General features: G+C 55.2%; 13 protein-coding genes. 10 read left to right on the top strand and 3 right to left on the bottom strand.

Going from position 1 to position 15,926, the window contains the following annotated elements; all coding sequences use genetic code 11:
• Positions 1 to 27: 27 nt before the first annotated feature.
• From J2Y91_RS00365 to yejF, 7 genes are all read left to right on the top strand, one after another.
• Entirely contained in the window at positions 28 to 735 is a 708-nt protein-coding gene (locus J2Y91_RS00365) for a phosphatase PAP2 family protein (protein ID WP_048915509.1), read from the top strand.
• Positions 736 to 1,243: 508 nt separating this feature from the next.
• The gene (gene mepS / locus J2Y91_RS00370; RefSeq protein ID WP_048915508.1) at positions 1,244 to 1,816 is read left to right on the top strand and encodes a bifunctional murein DD-endopeptidase/murein LD-carboxypeptidase; all 573 of its coding nucleotides are present in this window, start codon (positions 1,244 to 1,246) and stop codon (positions 1,814 to 1,816) included.
• Between the two features lie 228 nt (positions 1,817 to 2,044).
• A complete protein-coding gene (locus tag J2Y91_RS00375) occupies positions 2,045 to 3,634 on the top strand; it encodes a cyclic di-GMP phosphodiesterase (RefSeq protein WP_133623242.1) in 1,590 nt (529 codons plus the stop codon).
• 110 nt (positions 3,635 to 3,744) lie between these two features.
• A complete protein-coding gene (locus tag J2Y91_RS00380) occupies positions 3,745 to 5,553 on the top strand; it encodes an extracellular solute-binding protein (RefSeq protein WP_133623241.1) in 1,809 nt (602 codons plus the stop codon).
• 11 nt (positions 5,554 to 5,564) lie between these two features.
• Entirely contained in the window at positions 5,565 to 6,656 is a 1,092-nt protein-coding gene (locus J2Y91_RS00385; protein WP_048915505.1) for a microcin C ABC transporter permease YejB, read from the top strand.
• A complete protein-coding gene (locus J2Y91_RS00390; protein ID WP_133623240.1) occupies positions 6,656 to 7,681 on the top strand; it encodes a microcin C ABC transporter permease in 1,026 nt (341 codons plus the stop codon). Before J2Y91_RS00385 ends, J2Y91_RS00390 begins: the two co-directional genes overlap by 1 nt.
• A 1-nt stretch (position 7,682) precedes the next feature.
• Positions 7,683 to 9,266 (top strand): microcin C ABC transporter ATP-binding protein YejF, encoded by a 1,584-nt coding sequence (gene yejF, locus J2Y91_RS00395; protein WP_253536789.1) that lies wholly within the window; start codon positions 7,683 to 7,685, stop codon positions 9,264 to 9,266.
• On the opposite strand, the gene J2Y91_RS00400 is transcribed toward yejF, so the two are convergent.
• The 3 genes from J2Y91_RS00400 to rsuA form a co-directional block, all read right to left on the bottom strand.
• The gene (locus J2Y91_RS00400) at positions 9,258 to 9,590 is read right to left on the bottom strand and encodes a YejG family protein (protein ID WP_253536791.1); all 333 of its coding nucleotides are present in this window, start codon (positions 9,588 to 9,590) and stop codon (positions 9,258 to 9,260) included. The two genes, yejF and J2Y91_RS00400, sit on opposite strands and share 9 nt — an antisense overlap.
• 515 nt (positions 9,591 to 10,105) lie before the next feature.
• Positions 10,106 to 11,308: a Bcr/CflA family multidrug efflux MFS transporter gene (locus tag J2Y91_RS00405; protein ID WP_133623237.1), complete on the bottom strand. Its 1,203-nt coding sequence runs from the start codon at positions 11,306 to 11,308 to the stop codon at positions 10,106 to 10,108.
• A gap of 22 nt (positions 11,309 to 11,330) precedes the next feature.
• Positions 11,331 to 12,035, bottom strand: a complete 705-nt coding sequence (gene rsuA / locus J2Y91_RS00410; protein WP_099754029.1) for a 16S rRNA pseudouridine(516) synthase RsuA — start codon at positions 12,033 to 12,035, stop codon at positions 11,331 to 11,333.
• 183 nt (positions 12,036 to 12,218) lie between these two features.
• Here rsuA and radD point away from each other — a divergent pair, with 183 nt between their 5' ends.
• The 3 genes from radD (at position 12,219) to J2Y91_RS00425 (ending at position 15,919) form a co-directional block, all read left to right on the top strand.
• A complete protein-coding gene (radD, locus tag J2Y91_RS00415; RefSeq protein WP_133623236.1) occupies positions 12,219 to 13,973 on the top strand; it encodes a DNA repair helicase RadD in 1,755 nt (584 codons plus the stop codon).
• A 136-nt stretch (positions 13,974 to 14,109) separates the two neighbouring features.
• Entirely contained in the window at positions 14,110 to 14,394 is a 285-nt protein-coding gene (rplY, locus tag J2Y91_RS00420) for a 50S ribosomal protein L25 (RefSeq protein WP_048915499.1), read from the top strand.
• A 451-nt stretch (positions 14,395 to 14,845) separates the two neighbouring features.
• On the top strand, positions 14,846 to 15,919 hold the full coding sequence (locus tag J2Y91_RS00425) for a TauD/TfdA family dioxygenase (RefSeq protein ID WP_133623235.1): 1,074 nt from the start codon (positions 14,846 to 14,848) through the stop codon (positions 15,917 to 15,919).
• Positions 15,920 to 15,926: the final 7 nt, after the last annotated feature.

Here is a 15,926-nt window from a genome sequence, read left to right on the forward strand (position 1 = left end):
ACATTTCTTAATAAATCCTTAATCACAATGACAACTAAACGCCTGCTAACCATACTGGCCCTAAACGCTGCGGGCTTTGCGCTGTTCTTCTCGTGGTATCTGCCGGAGAATCATGGCCAGTGGTTTATCCTCGACAAGACGATTTTCTACTGGTTTAACCAGCATCTGGTGACTAACCAGGCCCTGCTGTGGCTGGTAGCCATCACCAACTTCCGCGCGTTTGACGGCGTGTCGCTGCTGGCGATGGGTGCGCTGTATCTGCACTTCTGGCGCCGTGAAACCCCACAGGGGCGCCGCCGGATGTTGGCAATTGGCATCACGATGCTGATTACCGCGGTCGGTCTGAACCAGTTAGGGCATTTGATCCCGGTCTCTCACGGCAGCCCGACGAAGTTCTTCCCGGACGTTAACCACGTGACCAGGCTGACCGGCATCCCGACTAAAGACTCCTCTGCGGACAGCTTCCCGGGCGATCACGGCATGATGCTGATGATATTCGCCTGCTTTATGCTGCGTTATTTCACCCGTCGCGCGTTTGCCGTCGCTGTGGTTATCGTGCTGGTATTTGCTCTGCCGCGCGTCATGATTGGCGCCCACTGGTTTACCGATATCGCCGTGGGCTCGTTATCGATAGTGCTGGTTGGTATGAGCTGGTGGCTGATCACTCCTGCGAGTGATTATCTGGTGAACTGGCTGGATCGAAACCTGCCGGGAAAATATAAGCCGCGGAAATAATTTATCGGCAGTAGCGAAACGGCGGGGAATATTTCCTCGCCTGCTGCTGCGATAATTGAAATTAATTAGTCTGCTAACGAAGCGTGATAAATAGAATTTGTTATGCTCTGGCCCGCACAAAATCCTCTGATTTTCCCATCCGTCCAGCCCGATAATTCTGATTTTAACTTGACTATGAGCGCGTTGTTGCAAAATTGCACTTAGGTGCACACGGTTGCGCTACAAATTGACGATAATGTAACCAATTCGTTGCGTAATGATTTCACATCACAAAAACCTATAAAAAACTGCTTAAAACCCCTCGCCATGCGGCTTGTAATCGGTTAACCTCACTTTCAATTAGACGATCTGGCTAAAGTATTTCGGTAAGTTACATTTTAAAGTGTGCTAAATCACACATTTTAACGTTTTCCGAATTGTCTTAGCTCACCGGACTAATTAATCTCGTTTCGCTCCGTCACTTTTCTAACGACTTGGTCGTTAAGGACTTCAAGGGATCACAAATATAATGGTCAAGTCTCAACCTATTCTGAGATATGTTTTGCGGGCGCTCCCCGCTGTCGCGTTAGCGGCGCTGTTGTCAGCATGTAGTTCGAACAGCGGACACAATGTACAAACTGATACTCATGCAGTTAAAAGCCAGAACGGTTTTTTACTTCAAGCGTCTCAGGATGAATTCGAACAGATGGTTCAGAATGTGGATATCAAATCCCGCCTGATGGACCAGTACGCGGACTGGAAGGGTGTGCGTTACCGCTTAGGCGGTACCAGCAAGCGCGGCGTTGATTGCTCCGCCTTTGTACAGAACACGTTCCGTGAGCAGTTTGGCCTGGATCTGCCCCGCTCGACCTATGAGCAGGAAGATACCGGTAAAAGTATTCAGCGCACGAAATTGCGCCCGGGTGATTTAGTTCTGTTCCGTGCAGGCTCTACGGGTCGTCATGTCGGTATTTATATCGGTAATGATAACTTCGTTCATGCCTCCACCAGCAGCGGTGTGATGATTTCTAACCTGAATGACTCATACTGGAAAAATCGCTACCGCGATGCACGTCGCGTACTGAGCCATACGCAAAGCTAACTTCCGATCTCCTGAAGTTCGCGAAACACGAGATATGAAAACGCTGCCCAGGCAGCGTTTTTTTTTGCCTGATTTTCAGCACCAATAGCGGCGCTGAAAAAGGATTGATACACATCAATAATCATAGAGACAGAACGGCCAGCGCCGTTATATTCTCATGGGCTTCATCAGAGAGCAGTATTTGACGACAACATAATAAGAACCGGCGAAAACGGGAGAAAACACCCAATGCCACTCACCACCACCGTCAGGCGGCATGTGACGCATCCGCGCAGGATAATCTGCCTGAGTGCGGCAATGGGGCTGCTCTTTTTTCTGTTATTTGTTGCTATCACGCTGATCCTGACCTGGAACCGGCGCTCCGAAGGCCATAACCGGCTTGCCGGATATACGCAGTCTTATGTCATCAACGTTTTCGATGAGCTGAAAACCACCCTGTTGCCCTTGCAGGGCGCGACGCAGGCTCCCTGTGAGCAGGTTCGCAGTGATTTAACCCAGCGCGCGGCCTTTGCGGCCAATATTCGCGCCATCCTGCTGGTGAAAGATCACAGCGCTTTTTGTTCATCCGCCACCGGCCCCATGGCGCTGGATATCGATGAAATCTCACCCGAAACCGACGCCAGCCGTGCCGTTGATATTCGCCTGATCCCCGGAACGCCAATGGTGCGCAACACACCCGCTATCGTGCTGTGGCTGAAGAATGCTTCCCAGCCCGGCAGTGGGATTTTTACCACGCTGAATATCAACCTGACCCCTTACCTGCTGCTCGCTTCGCGCCAGCAGGAGATCAGCGGTATGGCGATTGCCGCCGGGCAGAGGGCGCTGACCACCTGGAATGACAAAGTGGTCAACCGCAGTCAGCTGCCCGCCAGCCCGCTGCGTAAAATCGCCATTACGGGCTATCCACTCACGCTCTATCTGTATGGTGAAGTGCTGCCCGGGCGCGATGTTCATATTATTTTGCTGGCCGGGTTGCTGCTGGGCGTGCTGATTACCTGCGGCTGCTTCCTGCTGTTGACCCTGCGCCTGCGCCCCGGCAAGGAGATCCTGCTGGGGATTAAGCGCGGCGAGTTTCACGTTGAGTACCAGCCGGTCATTGATGCCAGCAGCGGCAAACCCTACGCGATCGAAGCACTGCTACGCTGGACGCATCCGACCGAGGGACGCATTCCACCGGACTCCTTTATCAGCTACGCCGAAGGGCAAAACCTGATCGTCCCACTGACCCGCCATCTGTTTCGCCTGGTGGCGCGCGATGCTCATCGCCTGCGTCACGCCGTGCCTAAGGGCACCAAAATGGGTGTTAATCTCTCCCCTGCTCATCTGGTTCATCCGACCTTCCGTCAGGACGTCAACGACTGGATCAGCGCGATGCCAGCAGACCACTTTGGCTATGTGTTTGAGATTACCGAACGCTCCATGGTGGCTGAGGCAAATGCCGACGAGGTGTTTGACTGGATCCGCGAGCGCGGGATCAAGATTGCCATTGATGATTTCGGCACCGGGCACAGCGCCCTGATCTATCTGGAAAAGTTCCAGTTTGACTACCTGAAGATTGACCGTGGCTTTGTGCAGAGCATTGGCATGGAGACGGTAAACTCACCGGTGCTGGACACCGTGCTGAGCCTGGCGAAAAAGCTGAATCTCAAGACCGTGGCCGAAGGGGTGGAAACCGGCGAACAGGCGCTGTGGTTAATTAACCGCGGCGTGACGCATATGCAGGGTTACCTGTTCAGTCGTCCACGCGGTGTGGCGCAGCTGATCGAATATTATCTGCAGCAGCAGGCACCGGCGAAAACTCTCAGACGTCGCGATTAGCCGGTACTGTCAAAACGGGTAAAAAGCCTTTAATATCATTGCTCCGCCCGGCTAATGGTGTCAGGCTTACGCAGATTACTGACCCCTCACAGGTGGGAGCCGATGAAACCATGATTGCGCGTATTGTTGCCCTGACTTTATTTGGCCTGACCGCCAGCGTTGCGCAGGCGGAAAAGATTAATGTGAGCTACAGCTTTGCTCAGCTGGGTACAGCGAAATACGCCAGCGGTTTCAACCACTTTGATTATGCCGACCCGGCCGCACCGAAAGGCGGCACTATTACCCTCTCCGCCATTGGCACCTACGACAACTTTAACCGTTACGCCATGCGCGGCAACCCGGCCGTAGGAACGGAGTCGCTGTACGACACGCTGTTTACCTCCTCGGATGATGAAACCGGCAGCCTTTACCCGCTGGTGGCCGAGTTCGCGCGCTACCCGGATGATTACCGCTGGGTTGAGGTCAGTATCAATCCGCGCGCACGTTTCCACGACGGTACGCCGATTACCGCTGAAGATGCGGCCTTCACCTTTAAACTGTTTATGACCCAGGGCGTGCCGCAGTATCGCGTGATCTATAAGGGCGTAACGGCAAAAGCCATTTCGCGCCTGACGGTACGTTTTGAGCTGCCAAAGTCGGACCGTGATCAGATGCTCTCTTTGCTGTCGTCGAAAGTTTTTCCGAAAAGCTTCTGGAAAGATCACAACCTCGCCGACCCGCTGCCGTCACCGCCACCGTCCAGCGGTCCGTACCGCATCACTGCCTATAAAGTGGGCCAGTCCGTCACTTATACGCGGGTGAAAAACTACTGGGCTGCAAACCTGCCGGTGAATAAAGGTCGCTACAATTTCGACACCATGCGTTATGACTACTATCTGGACGATAATGTCGCCTTTGAAGCGTTTAAGGCCGGGGCGTTTGATTTCCGCGCCGAAGGCTCGGCCAAGAAATGGGCTACGCAGTACAGCGGCAATAACTTTGCACGCGGCTATATCGTTAAGGATGAGGTACCTAATACCGTCAGCACTGATACCCAGTGGCTGGCGTTTAATATCCAGAAGCCGCAGTTTGCCGACCGCCGGGTGCGTGAAGCACTCTCCCTGCTGTTCAATTTTGAATGGATGAACAAAGCGCTGTTCTATAACGCCTACCGGCGCGTCGACAGCTATTTCCAGAACACCGAATATGCGGCGCGCAGCTACCCGGATGCCAAAGAGCTGGAAATTTTAGGGCCGTTAAAGGGCCAGTATCCGGCGGAGGTGATTGATAAGATCTATCAGCCGCCAAAGTCGGACGCTTCTGGCTACGATCGTGGCAAACTGATGCAGGCGCTGGATTTGCTGAAGCAGGCGGGCTGGGAGCTGAAAAATCAGCAGCTGGTGAATGTGAAAACCGGCCAGCCATTCCGCTTCGAACTGCTGCTGCGCAGCGGTGGCAACGACCAGTGGGTGCTGCCGTTCCAGCATAATCTGGCGCGTATTGGCATTACCATGAACGTGCGCCAGGTTGACAGCTCGCAGTATCTGGCGCGCCTGCGCAAGCGCGATTTCGATATGCTGCCTACGCGCTACCTGGCGTTTGCCACGCCGGATGCGCAGCTGCAGATTGTCTGGGCTTCGGCCTATATCGACTCGTCATGGAACACGCCGGGCGTGACCAGCCCGCTGGTGGATAATCTGATTGCGCAGATTGTGCAGCATCAGGGCGACAAAAATGCCCTGCTGCCGCTGGGCCGCGTGCTGGATCGCGTGCTGCTGTGGAACTATTACATGATCCCGATGTGGTATGCCGCCAACGATCGCTATGCGTACTGGAACAAGTTCTCGATGCCGACCACGCGCCCGACCTATGCGCAGGGCATCGACAACTGGTGGTACGATGTCAATAAAGCCGCACAGCTGCCGGCGCAACGTCGTTAAGGAGCCAGACTGTGGGTGCTTATTTAATTCGTCGCTTATTACTGATTATTCCCACGCTGTGGGCGATTATTACTATCAACTTCTTTATTGTGCAGATTGCCCCCGGCGGCCCGGTCGATCAGGCGATTGCCAATATTCAGTTCGGCCAGACCACCGGCATGCCTGGCGCCGCCGGAGAGGGCGCGGCGCACGGGCGCAGTTCGCTCAATGCCTCACCGGGCGACAATCAGTATCGCGGCTCGCGCGGGCTGGACCCGGAGGTAATCGCGGAGATCACCAAACGCTACGGCTTTGATAAGCCGCTGCACGAGCGCTACTTCACCATGCTATGGAACTACATTCGTTTCGACTTCGGTGACAGCCTGTTCCGCAGCAGCTCGGTGATCCAGCTGATTAAAGAGAGCCTGCCGGTTTCGGTGACGTTAGGGCTGTGGAGCACGCTGATCATCTACCTGGTGTCGATCCCGCTGGGGATCAAAAAGGCGGTGCGCAACGGCAGCGCGTTTGATATCTGGAGCAGCACGCTGATCATTGTCGGCTACGCCATCCCCTCTTTCCTGTTTGGTATCATCATGATCGTGCTGTTTGCCGGCGGCAGCTACCTCGACTGGTTCCCGCTACGTGGCCTGGTATCCCCGCAGTTCGACACGCTGCCGTGGTACGGCAAGGTCACAGATTATCTGTGGCATATCTGCCTGCCGGTGCTGGCAACCGTGATTGGTGGCTTCGCTACGCTGACCATGCTGACGAAAAACTCGTTTATGGATGAGATCCGCAAGCAGTATGTGGTGACCGCACGCGCAAAGGGGCTGGACGAGAAAAAGATCCTTTATCGCCACGTGTTCCGCAATGCCATGCTGCTGGTGATTGCCGGGTTTCCGGCCACCTTTATCAGCATGTTCTTTACCGGGTCGCTGCTGATTGAAGTGATGTTCTCGCTCAACGGCCTCGGGCTGCTTGGCTATGACGCCACCATCCAGCGCGATTACCCGGTGATGTTCGGCACGCTGTATATTTTCACCCTGATCGGCCTGCTGCTCAATATTCTCAGTGATATCACCTATACGCTGGTCGACCCACGTATTGATTTTGAGGGCCGCTAATGAGCCGTTTAAACCCGATTAATCAGGCGCGCTGGGCGCGATTCCGCCATAACCGCCGCGGCTACTGGTCGCTGTGGGTTTTTGCCGTGCTGTTTGCCCTGTCGCTGGGCGCAGAGCTGCTGGCCAACGATAAGCCGCTGGTGGTGCACTATCACGACCGCACCTATTTCCCGCTGCTGGTGAACTATACCGAAAGCGACTTCGGCGGCCCGCTGGAGACCCCGGCGGATTATCAGGATCCTTGGCTGAAATCGCGGCTGGCAGCAAACGGCTGGGCAATCTGGGCGCCGGTGCGCTTTGGTGACGACACCATTAACTTTGCCACCGATGTTCCCTTCCCTTCCCCCCCCTCGGCGCAGAACTGGCTGGGCACCGATGCCAATGGCGGCGACGTGCTGGCGCGCATTCTTTACGGCGCCCGCATCTCGCTGCTGTTCGGGCTGATGCTGACGCTGGCCTCCAGCGTGATTGGCATCCTCGCCGGCGCGATTCAGGGCTATTTCGGCGGCAGGGTCGACCTGTGGGGCCAGCGCTTTATTGAAGTGTGGTCGGGCATGCCGACGCTATTCCTGATTATCCTGCTCTCCAGCGTGATCCAGCCCGGCTTCTGGTGGCTGCTGGGCATCACCGTGCTGTTTGGCTGGATGAGCCTGGTGGGGGTGGTGCGTGCCGAATTCCTGCGCACGCGTAACTTTGACTATATCCGCGCCGCGCAGGCGATGGGCGTCAGCGACTGGCGCATTATGTCGCGCCATATGCTGCCCAATGCGATGGTCGCCACGCTCACCTACCTGCCCTTTATTCTCTGCGGCTCAATCACGACGCTGACTTCGCTCGATTTCCTCGGTTTTGGTTTACCGATGGGTTCGCCGTCGCTGGGTGAGCTGCTGCTGCAGGGCAAAAACAACCTGCAGGCGCCGTGGCTTGGCCTGACCGCTTTCTTCTCGCTGGCGATCCTGCTGTCACTGTTAATATTTATCGGCGAAGCGGTGCGCGACGCCTTTGACCCCAGCAAGGTGTATTGATATGGCACTACTCTCGATTCAGGATCTGAGCATTGCCTTTCGTCAGGGCGCGCAAGAGCGCCGCGTGGTCGAGGGGCTGTCGCTGTCGGTCGATGCCGGAGAGACGCTGGCGCTGGTCGGCGAGTCCGGCTCCGGAAAAAGCGTCACCGCCCTGTCGGTGATGCGCCTGCTGCCAACGCCGCCGGTAGTATATCCGCAGGGTGATATTCTGTTTGCCGGGCAGAGCGTGCTGCACGCCGATGAGCGCACGCTGCGCGGCCTGCGCGGTAACCGCATCGCGATGATCTTTCAGGAGCCGATGGTGTCGCTTAATCCGCTGCACAACATCGAAAAGCAGCTGTACGAGGTGCTGTCGCTGCACCGCGGCATGCGCCGTGAAGCCGCACGGGCCGAGATGCTCAGCTGCCTTGATCGCGTGGGCATCCGCAATGCCGCGCAGCGCCTGAGTGATTTTCCGCATCAGCTTTCCGGGGGTGAACGTCAGCGCGTGATGATCGCCATGGCGCTGCTGACCCAGCCTGAATTGTTGATCGCCGATGAACCCACCACCGCGCTGGATGTGACGGTGCAGGCGCAGATCCTGGTGCTGCTGAAAGAGCTGAAGCAGGAGATGAATATGGGCCTGCTGTTTATCACGCACAATCTGAATATCGTGCGCCAGCTGGCGGACAGCGTCACGGTGATGCGCAACGGTCAGGCGGTCGAACATAATCGCACCCAGCAGCTGTTCAGCGCACCACAGCATCCCTATACGCAAAAGCTGCTGGACTCCGAGCCGGAAGGCCAGCCTGACCCGGCTGACAGTGCTGCGGAGCCGCTGCTGCGGGTAGAGAATCTGCAGGTGGCCTTCCCAATCAAACAGGGGCTGATGAAGCGCACTGTGGGCTATCACCACGCGCTGAAGTCACTGAGCTTTACGCTGCGCCCGGGTGAGAGCCTTGGGCTGGTGGGGGAATCCGGCTCTGGCAAAAGCACCACCGGGCTGGCCCTGCTGCGCCTGCTGCATTCGCAGGGTGAGATCTGGTTTAAACAGCAGCCGCTGCATTTGTGGAACCGTAAAAAGATGCTGCCGGTTCGCCGTCAGATCCAGGTGGTGTTCCAGGATCCAAACTCATCGCTCAACCCGCGCCTCAACGTGCTGCAGATTATCGCCGAGGGTCTGCAGGTGCACCATCCCGAGCTGAATGAAGCCGAGCGCGAGGCGCGCGTGATAACCGCTATGGAAGAGGTTGGGCTGGATCCGGCTACGCGCCAGCGCTATCCGTCAGAGTTTTCCGGCGGTCAGCGCCAGCGTATTGCCATTGCGCGCGCCCTGATCCTGCAGCCGCAGCTGATCATCCTGGATGAACCGACCTCATCGCTCGACCGTTCGGTGCAAAAGCAGATCCTCGCGCTACTGAAAAATCTTCAGCAGCAGCACCGGCTGGCCTATATCTTTATCAGCCACGATCTGCGCGTGGTGCGGTCGTTATGCCATCAGGTGGTGGTGTTGCGGCAGGGAGAGGTGGTGGAACAGGGCATGTGCGAAAGCGTGTTTAGCGCGCCAGCGCAGGAGTATACGCGCCAGCTGCTGGCGTTAGCCTGAGAACGGCTCGGCAATGCCTACGCCAAAGTTTTTCAGACGGCAGGTGGTGGCGCATTCGTCTTCGCGCTGGACGAACAGGCAAGGCTCCCCTTCCCACTCCAGCACCGAACAGCTGAGCTGAATTTCAGCCAGCGCGGCCTCAATCTTCTGCATAATTTCCCACGCAGAAGCCCCGCTATGGCTGAGCAGGCGCAGCCCGATCACATCGTCATCGCTGTTCAGGAGGTTGAGTGCGCGTGGTTCGACAGCCATGCCAACAGGCCCGGCGCACCAGCGATAGCTTTGCGGCAAACGATGTACTACTGAATGTTGTAACGTATTCAACAGGGTTCCCCAGAGCGAATTTTAAACAATATTTTCACAAATAATTCACAAGGTAAATCATCAATTGGCGCCAGCAAAGCAACTCATTAATAACTGGCACTATTTACCCTGCAACTGCTTACCCTTCAGCGGGATAAATCCTGCGTTCGGCGGTTTTTTTGAGAGCTACCTCTCATTTATTCGTTATATTTACCGCGTTCGCCGGGCAATCACAACCAATTTTGCTGCAATCTGGTTACTTATTGCGAAATATTTTTACAAATAATCAACATATTGAGCAGGGTTTTAGTGGGGAAGCCAGGTGATATGGCTCGAGCGGAGAAAGGCTCTTCATTGGGGACGGTGCAGATCCTCGGCACGGGGCGACCGGGAAAATAGGTCTTCATCGGGGACGGCGCAGATCCTCGGCACGGGGCGACCGGAAAAAATGGTCGCCCCCTACGGCGGGCGATTACACTGTAGGGGCTGACCCTCTTTTTCGGTCAGCCCGGGGTCAGCCTGGAGTCAGCCCGGGGTCAGCCCACCCTATCCGATTTACGTGGCCGTGAAGCGTAGGTAAACAGCACAATCGACACGGTCGCACAGATAAAGATCGCGCCCACCATCGGCCATGCGCTGTTGAAGGTGATCAGCGACAGCAGTGCGCCAGCCAGCGCCCCCACGCCAAAGCGCAGCGTGCCCGCCAGCGAAGACGCAGTACCGGCCATATGTGGAAACTCTTCCAGGATCACCGCCATTGCATTGGATGACACCATCGCCACGCAGCCGATAAACATCGCCACGCCAAACACCAGCGGCAGGAAGCCGAGGTTCAGCGCGCTAACGATCACCATCCAGACGCCCATGGTGAACTGGATCAGCAGCCCAAGGCGGAACATCACCAGCGGCCCAAAACGGCGCACGCAGCGGCTGTTAAGCAGCGTCATCAGGAACAGAAACACCACGTTAAGCGCAAAGTAATAGCCGAAATCCTGCGGCGAGATGTGGTTCAGTTCGATGTAAACAAACGGACCGGCATTGAGGAACGAGAACAGCCCGGCAAACGAGAAGCCGCTCGCCAGCATGTAGCTGAATACGCGCTTATGGCGGAACAGCGACAGGAAATTACGCAGGGTGGTGCGCAGGTTAAACTTCTGGCGTTGATCGTGCGGTAACGTCTCTTTGATCTGGGTCACCACCATCACGGTGGTGATGACGGCCGCGGCCGAAATGGTCCAGAAAATCGCGTGCCAGCTCCAAATCAGCAGCAGCCAGCCGCCGACAATCGGTGCCAGCAGCGGTGCAATAGTGGTGACCAGCATCACGAAAGACATCATGCGTGAAAACTCCTCTTTCGAGTAAGTGTCACGCATCAGGGCGCTGATCACCACGCTGCCGGCCGCCGCCGACAGGCCATGCATAAAGCGCAGGACAATCAGCTGATCGATGGTCTGCGCCATGGCACAGGCCCCGGCAGCAATCGCAAAGATCAGCGTGCCAACGGCAATCACCGGTTTGCGGCCAAAGCTGTCCGCCAGCGGGCCATATACCAGCTGCCCGAGCGCGAAGCCAAGAATATAGGCGTTTAGCGTCATCTGTACGCTGCCCGCAGAGACCGAGAATTCGCGGGCGATTTGCGGCAGCGCCGGAAGATACATATCAATCGACAGCGGCATTAACATCGCCAGCAGTCCGAGGATCACCACCAGACCCACAGAGGAATTCTTATCCTTAGCCACGCACCCACCCTTTAAAAAAGTCTTAACGCGCCAAACCGACGCTGGCAATTTCTTCTTCTGTTAACGGACGGTATTCACCCGGTTCCATATCCGCATCCAGGGCAATCGCGCCGATGCGCTCACGGTGCAGGGCCACCACGTGGTTGCCGACGGCGGCGAACATACGTTTAACCTGGTGGTAGCGCCCTTCGCTAATGGTCAGGCGCACCGTCTGCGGGTCAATCACTTCCAGCGTCGCCGGTTTGGTCAGGGTCTTCTCATTATGCAGCTGCACGCCGTCGGCAAACTGCCGGGCAGTATCGTCAGAGAGCGGCGATTCCAGCGTCACCAGATAGGTTTTCTCGCAGTGATGGCGTGGAGAGGTAATGCGGTGCGACCACTGACCATCATCGGTCATCAGCACCAGCCCGGTGGTGTCGATATCCAGACGCCCAGCGGCGTGCAGTTTGTAAGCGGTCGGTTCAGCGAGGAAATAGAGCACCGTCGGGTGATCCGGGTCATCCGTTGAGCAGACATAGCCCTGCGGCTTATTCAGCATAAAGTAGCGCGGCCCCACCTGAACGTGCAGCGGGTTGCCGTCATATTCTACTGCGCTTTCCGCGCTGAGTTTAAAGGCACCACTGCGTACCACTTCACCGTCAACGGTGATTTTATTGGCGCGAAGTTCGCGTGCGGCGATGGCGCGGCTGACTTCCAGCTGCTGGGAAATAAATTTATCAAGTCGCATTAACTCTGCACTGCCTGTTATTTGGGGTGAAAACGGAAAATTATGTCTTGGATGTGGCGCTGAACGCTCATCCAGAATGGATTGAACAGTATAACGGGAGAAACCCACAAGGCACAGAGGGGATCGTACTCGCAAAGTAATTTCGTGGCATAATATGCCTTTGTTGCTGCTTTACGAGTGTTCATGTCGTTTACCCTACGCCCCTATCAGCAGGAAGCAGTGGATGCCACCATCAGCTACTTCCGCCGCTCCAGCCAGCCCGCCGTCATTGTGCTACCGACCGGTGCCGGAAAAAGTCTGGTGATTGCCGAACTGGCACGCGTGGCGCGCGGACGCGTGCTGGTGCTGGCGCACGTTAAGGAACTGGTGGCGCAGAACCACGCCAAGTATCAGGCCTACGGGCTGGACGCCGACATTTTCGCCGCCGGGCTGCAGCGCAAAGAGAGCCGCGCCAAAGTGGTGTTTGGCAGCGTGCAGTCGGTGGCACGCAACCTTGAGCTGTTCGATGCCGAATTTTCGCTGCTGATTGTCGACGAGTGCCACCGCATCAGCGACGCCGACGACAGCCAGTACCAGCAGATTATCAACCAGCTGCGCCAGCATAATCCGCAGCTGCGCCTGCTCGGGCTTACGGCCACGCCTTACCGTCTGGGAAAAGGCTGGATTTACCAGTTCCACTATCATGGCATGGTGCGCGGCAATGAACGCGCGCTGTTCCGCGACTGCATCTATGAGCTGCCGCTGCGCTACATGATTAAACACGGCTTTCTGGTGCCGCCGGAGCGGCTGGATATGCCGGTGGTGCAGTATGATTTTAGCCGCCTGCAGGCGCAGGAAAACGGCCTGTTTAGCGAAGCCGATCTCAATCGCGAGCTGAAGCAGCAGCAGCGCATCACGCCGCATATCATTCAGCAGATTGTTGAGTTTGCCGAACAGCGTGAGGGCGTGATGATCTTCGCCGCCACCGTTGAGCACGCGCGTGAGGTGCTCGGCCTGCTGCCCGGCAGTAAGGCGCTGATCAGTGCCGGAACCCCGGCCGCCGAACGCGACGCGCTGATTGCCGCGTTTAAAGCCCGCGAGCTGCGCTACATGGTTAATGTAGCGGTGCTGACCACCGGCTTCGATGCCCCGCACGTGGATCTGATTGCCATTCTGCGCCCGACCGAGTCCGTCAGCCTGTATCAGCAGATCGTCGGGCGCGGCCTGCGCCTCAGCCCCGGCAAAACCGACTGCCTGATCCTCGACTATGCCGGCAACCCTCACGATCTGTTCACCCCGGAAGTGGGCGCACCGAAGGGCAAAAGTGATAACCAGCCGGTGCAGGTGTTCTGCCCCGGCTGCGGCTTTGCCAATACCTTCTGGGGGAAGACCACCGCTGACGGCACCCTTATTGAGCATTTTGGCCGCCGCTGTCAGGGCGTGCTGGAGGATGATGACGGCCTGCGTGAGCAGTGCGATTATCGCTTCCGTTTTAAAAACTGCCCGCAGTGCAATGCCGAAAACGATATCGCCGCCCGCCGCTGCCGCGAGTGCGACACCATTCTGGTTGACCCGGATGATATGCTGAAAGCCGCGCTAAAGCTGAAGGATGCGCTGGTGCTGCGCTGTGCCGCAATGGTGCTGGAGAGCGGCAGCGACGAACACGGCGAGTGGCTGAAAGCACGCTATTACGATGAAGATGCCACCGAGGTCAGCGAGCGTTTTCGCCTGAAAACCCCGGCGCAGCGTACGGCCTTTGAGCAGCTGTTCCTACGCCCGCATCAGCGTGCTCCCGGCGTGCCGCTCGGCTGGAAAACCGCCGCTGATGTGATCGCCCTGCAGCCGTTACTGCGCCATCCTGATTTTGTGGTGGCGCGCAAACAGCGCCATTTCTGGCAAATTCGCGAGAAAGTGTTTGATTACCAGGGGCGTTTTCGCCGCGCAAACGAGCTGCGCTGAGTTATTGCGTTGCCTGGGGGGCGGTATTCGGCTATAATCCCGCCCGCTTTTGCCGGGTTTCACCCGGTCAAAGCTGAACAATCCAGACTGCTGCTGGGTCGCCTGTAGCAGGATTAAAAATTGAAGAGACTTAACAATGTTCACTATTAAAGCAGAAACTCGTAAAGAGCAGGGCAAGGGTGCGAGCCGCCGCCTGCGTACAGCTAACAAATTCCCGGCAATCATTTATGGCGGAAACGAAGCAGCTGTAGCTATCGAACTGGACCACGACTCCGTACTGAACCAGCAGACTAAGCCTGGTTTCTACGAAGAAGTGCTGACTCTGGTTGTAGATGGTAAAGAAACCAAAGTTAAAGTGCAGGCTGTCCAGCGTCACCCGTTCAAGCCAAAACTGCACCACATCGACTTCGTTCGCGCTTAATTGCCCGAGTGAAAATGATGTAAAGAAAACGCCGCATCTGCGGCGTTTTTTTTCGTCTGAATATTGTGGTGATTGGGGGCGGGCCTCAGCACGCAGCATCCTTCCTGATACCTGTCATTCCGCGATTATATTTAAATTAATTTTTGTGGGGCTGCTTCAGAAAAGGTCCATCACATCACTACATTTCATGCATATGAAAAACTGTTAACAATCATTCATTAAATAAAGTTTAGCTAAAATATTTTACGGCAGTAGGCTCAATATAATCCTGTAAAGACATATCCCCCAATCTCATCCTGGATGAGGATTATCAATTGAAGCTTAAAGTAGGATAAAATATTTTTCTCAGCACGAAAGAATCAGAATATATCCCTTCAGGTCTTGTAAAGTAGCCTTTGTATCGTTCTATAAGGATACCACCCCAAACCTCACCCTGGAGAGGATTTATCAAATGAAGCTAAATGTAGATCAACATATTCTTCTCAGCACGAAAGAATCAGAATATGTTCGTTCAGTTCTTGAGAATATTGCTTACGACCCATCGGGTTCTGATTTGTATCTAAACGAAATCCGTAAGGTTGCTTATGCGACATTTCCTGAGCGTGTAATAACAGCAATCAATCGAATTAAAAGCTTTTCATCTAGCGCTCTCGGTTACTTACAAATTGATAATCTTCCAATAGACAAGGGTGTCACTGGAAGCCCCCGCCACAGAGAAACCGGCAATGCATTCAAAAATGGCGTATTAAGCGAAAATGTACTGGTGACGATGGGTGTACTTATCGGTGAACCATATTCTATTGCTCATGAAGGTCATGAGCTGGTAAATAATCTTACACCACATAAAGAGGCCGCAAAAGAATTTACCGGTCTTGGATCTGAAGTTGAGCTTGATTTCCATATCGAAAATGCCGCACAAGCGTATATGCCAGAAGGTGACACCTCACCTCTTGCTCTTATATTACTTGGCGTACGTGGTGAACTTCACGGGGGCCCACAGACCCGTATTTCAGACTGCCGCCGGGCGTTAGAAAAACTTTCTGAGGAAGATATAAAACATCTTTATGGCAAAAATTTTATTATTCGCGTGCCGTACCGTTGGCGTGGCGCTTCTGCTGAACCACGTGATAATACGGACTTAAGCCCAATTCTTTCAGGCCCTATCTCTGCTCCACGTGTCACCGTGGCTTTCTACCCTGATATGGTGCTTGCAGTTAATCAAAGCGCCAAACAGGCTCTTGAAAACCTTTATCAGGCGGTACGTGAAGTCTCATTTGGCATTCAGATAAACCCTGGCAGACTGATACTCATCAATAACAGTTTCACTCTGCATTCCCGTGATAGTTTTAAACCCAATTTTGATGAAAATGATCGTGCACTTCGCTGGGTTCAGAGAGTTTTCGTTGCCCGAAACCTGTGGAACTTCAGAGAGTTCACTGCTGTAGAAGATCGCGTATTTGACCCCACAAACAAAATAGCAGCGTCTGAAAAGACAAATCTTAAAACTGCATCATCAGCAGCGTAAAGCCTTT

Source organism: Erwinia aphidicola (assembly GCF_024169515.1).
Classification (GTDB): domain Bacteria; phylum Pseudomonadota; class Gammaproteobacteria; order Enterobacterales; family Enterobacteriaceae; genus Erwinia; species Erwinia aphidicola.

Bases quoted from the DNA above. Each gene is read 5' to 3' on its own strand.
- J2Y91_RS00365 (WP_048915509.1), top strand. From the start codon at position 28: ATGACAACTAAACGCCTGCTAACCATACTGGCCCTAAACGCTGCGGGC.
- yejF (WP_253536789.1), top strand. From the start codon at position 7,683: ATGGCACTACTCTCGATTCAGGATCTGAGCATTGCCTTTCGTCAGGGC.
- radD (WP_133623236.1), top strand. From the start codon at position 12,219: ATGTCGTTTACCCTACGCCCCTATCAGCAGGAAGCAGTGGATGCCACC.
- rplY (WP_048915499.1), top strand. From the start codon at position 14,110: ATGTTCACTATTAAAGCAGAAACTCGTAAAGAGCAGGGCAAGGGTGCG.
- J2Y91_RS00390 (WP_133623240.1), top strand. From the start codon at position 6,656: ATGAGCCGTTTAAACCCGATTAATCAGGCGCGCTGGGCGCGATTCCGC.
- J2Y91_RS00375 (WP_133623242.1), top strand. From the start codon at position 2,045: ATGCCACTCACCACCACCGTCAGGCGGCATGTGACGCATCCGCGCAGG.
- J2Y91_RS00380 (WP_133623241.1), top strand. From the start codon at position 3,745: ATGATTGCGCGTATTGTTGCCCTGACTTTATTTGGCCTGACCGCCAGC.
- rsuA (WP_099754029.1), bottom strand. From the start codon at position 12,035: ATGCGACTTGATAAATTTATTTCCCAGCAGCTGGAAGTCAGCCGCGCC.
- J2Y91_RS00425 (WP_133623235.1), top strand. From the start codon at position 14,846: ATGAAGCTAAATGTAGATCAACATATTCTTCTCAGCACGAAAGAATCA.
- mepS (WP_048915508.1), top strand. From the start codon at position 1,244: ATGGTCAAGTCTCAACCTATTCTGAGATATGTTTTGCGGGCGCTCCCC.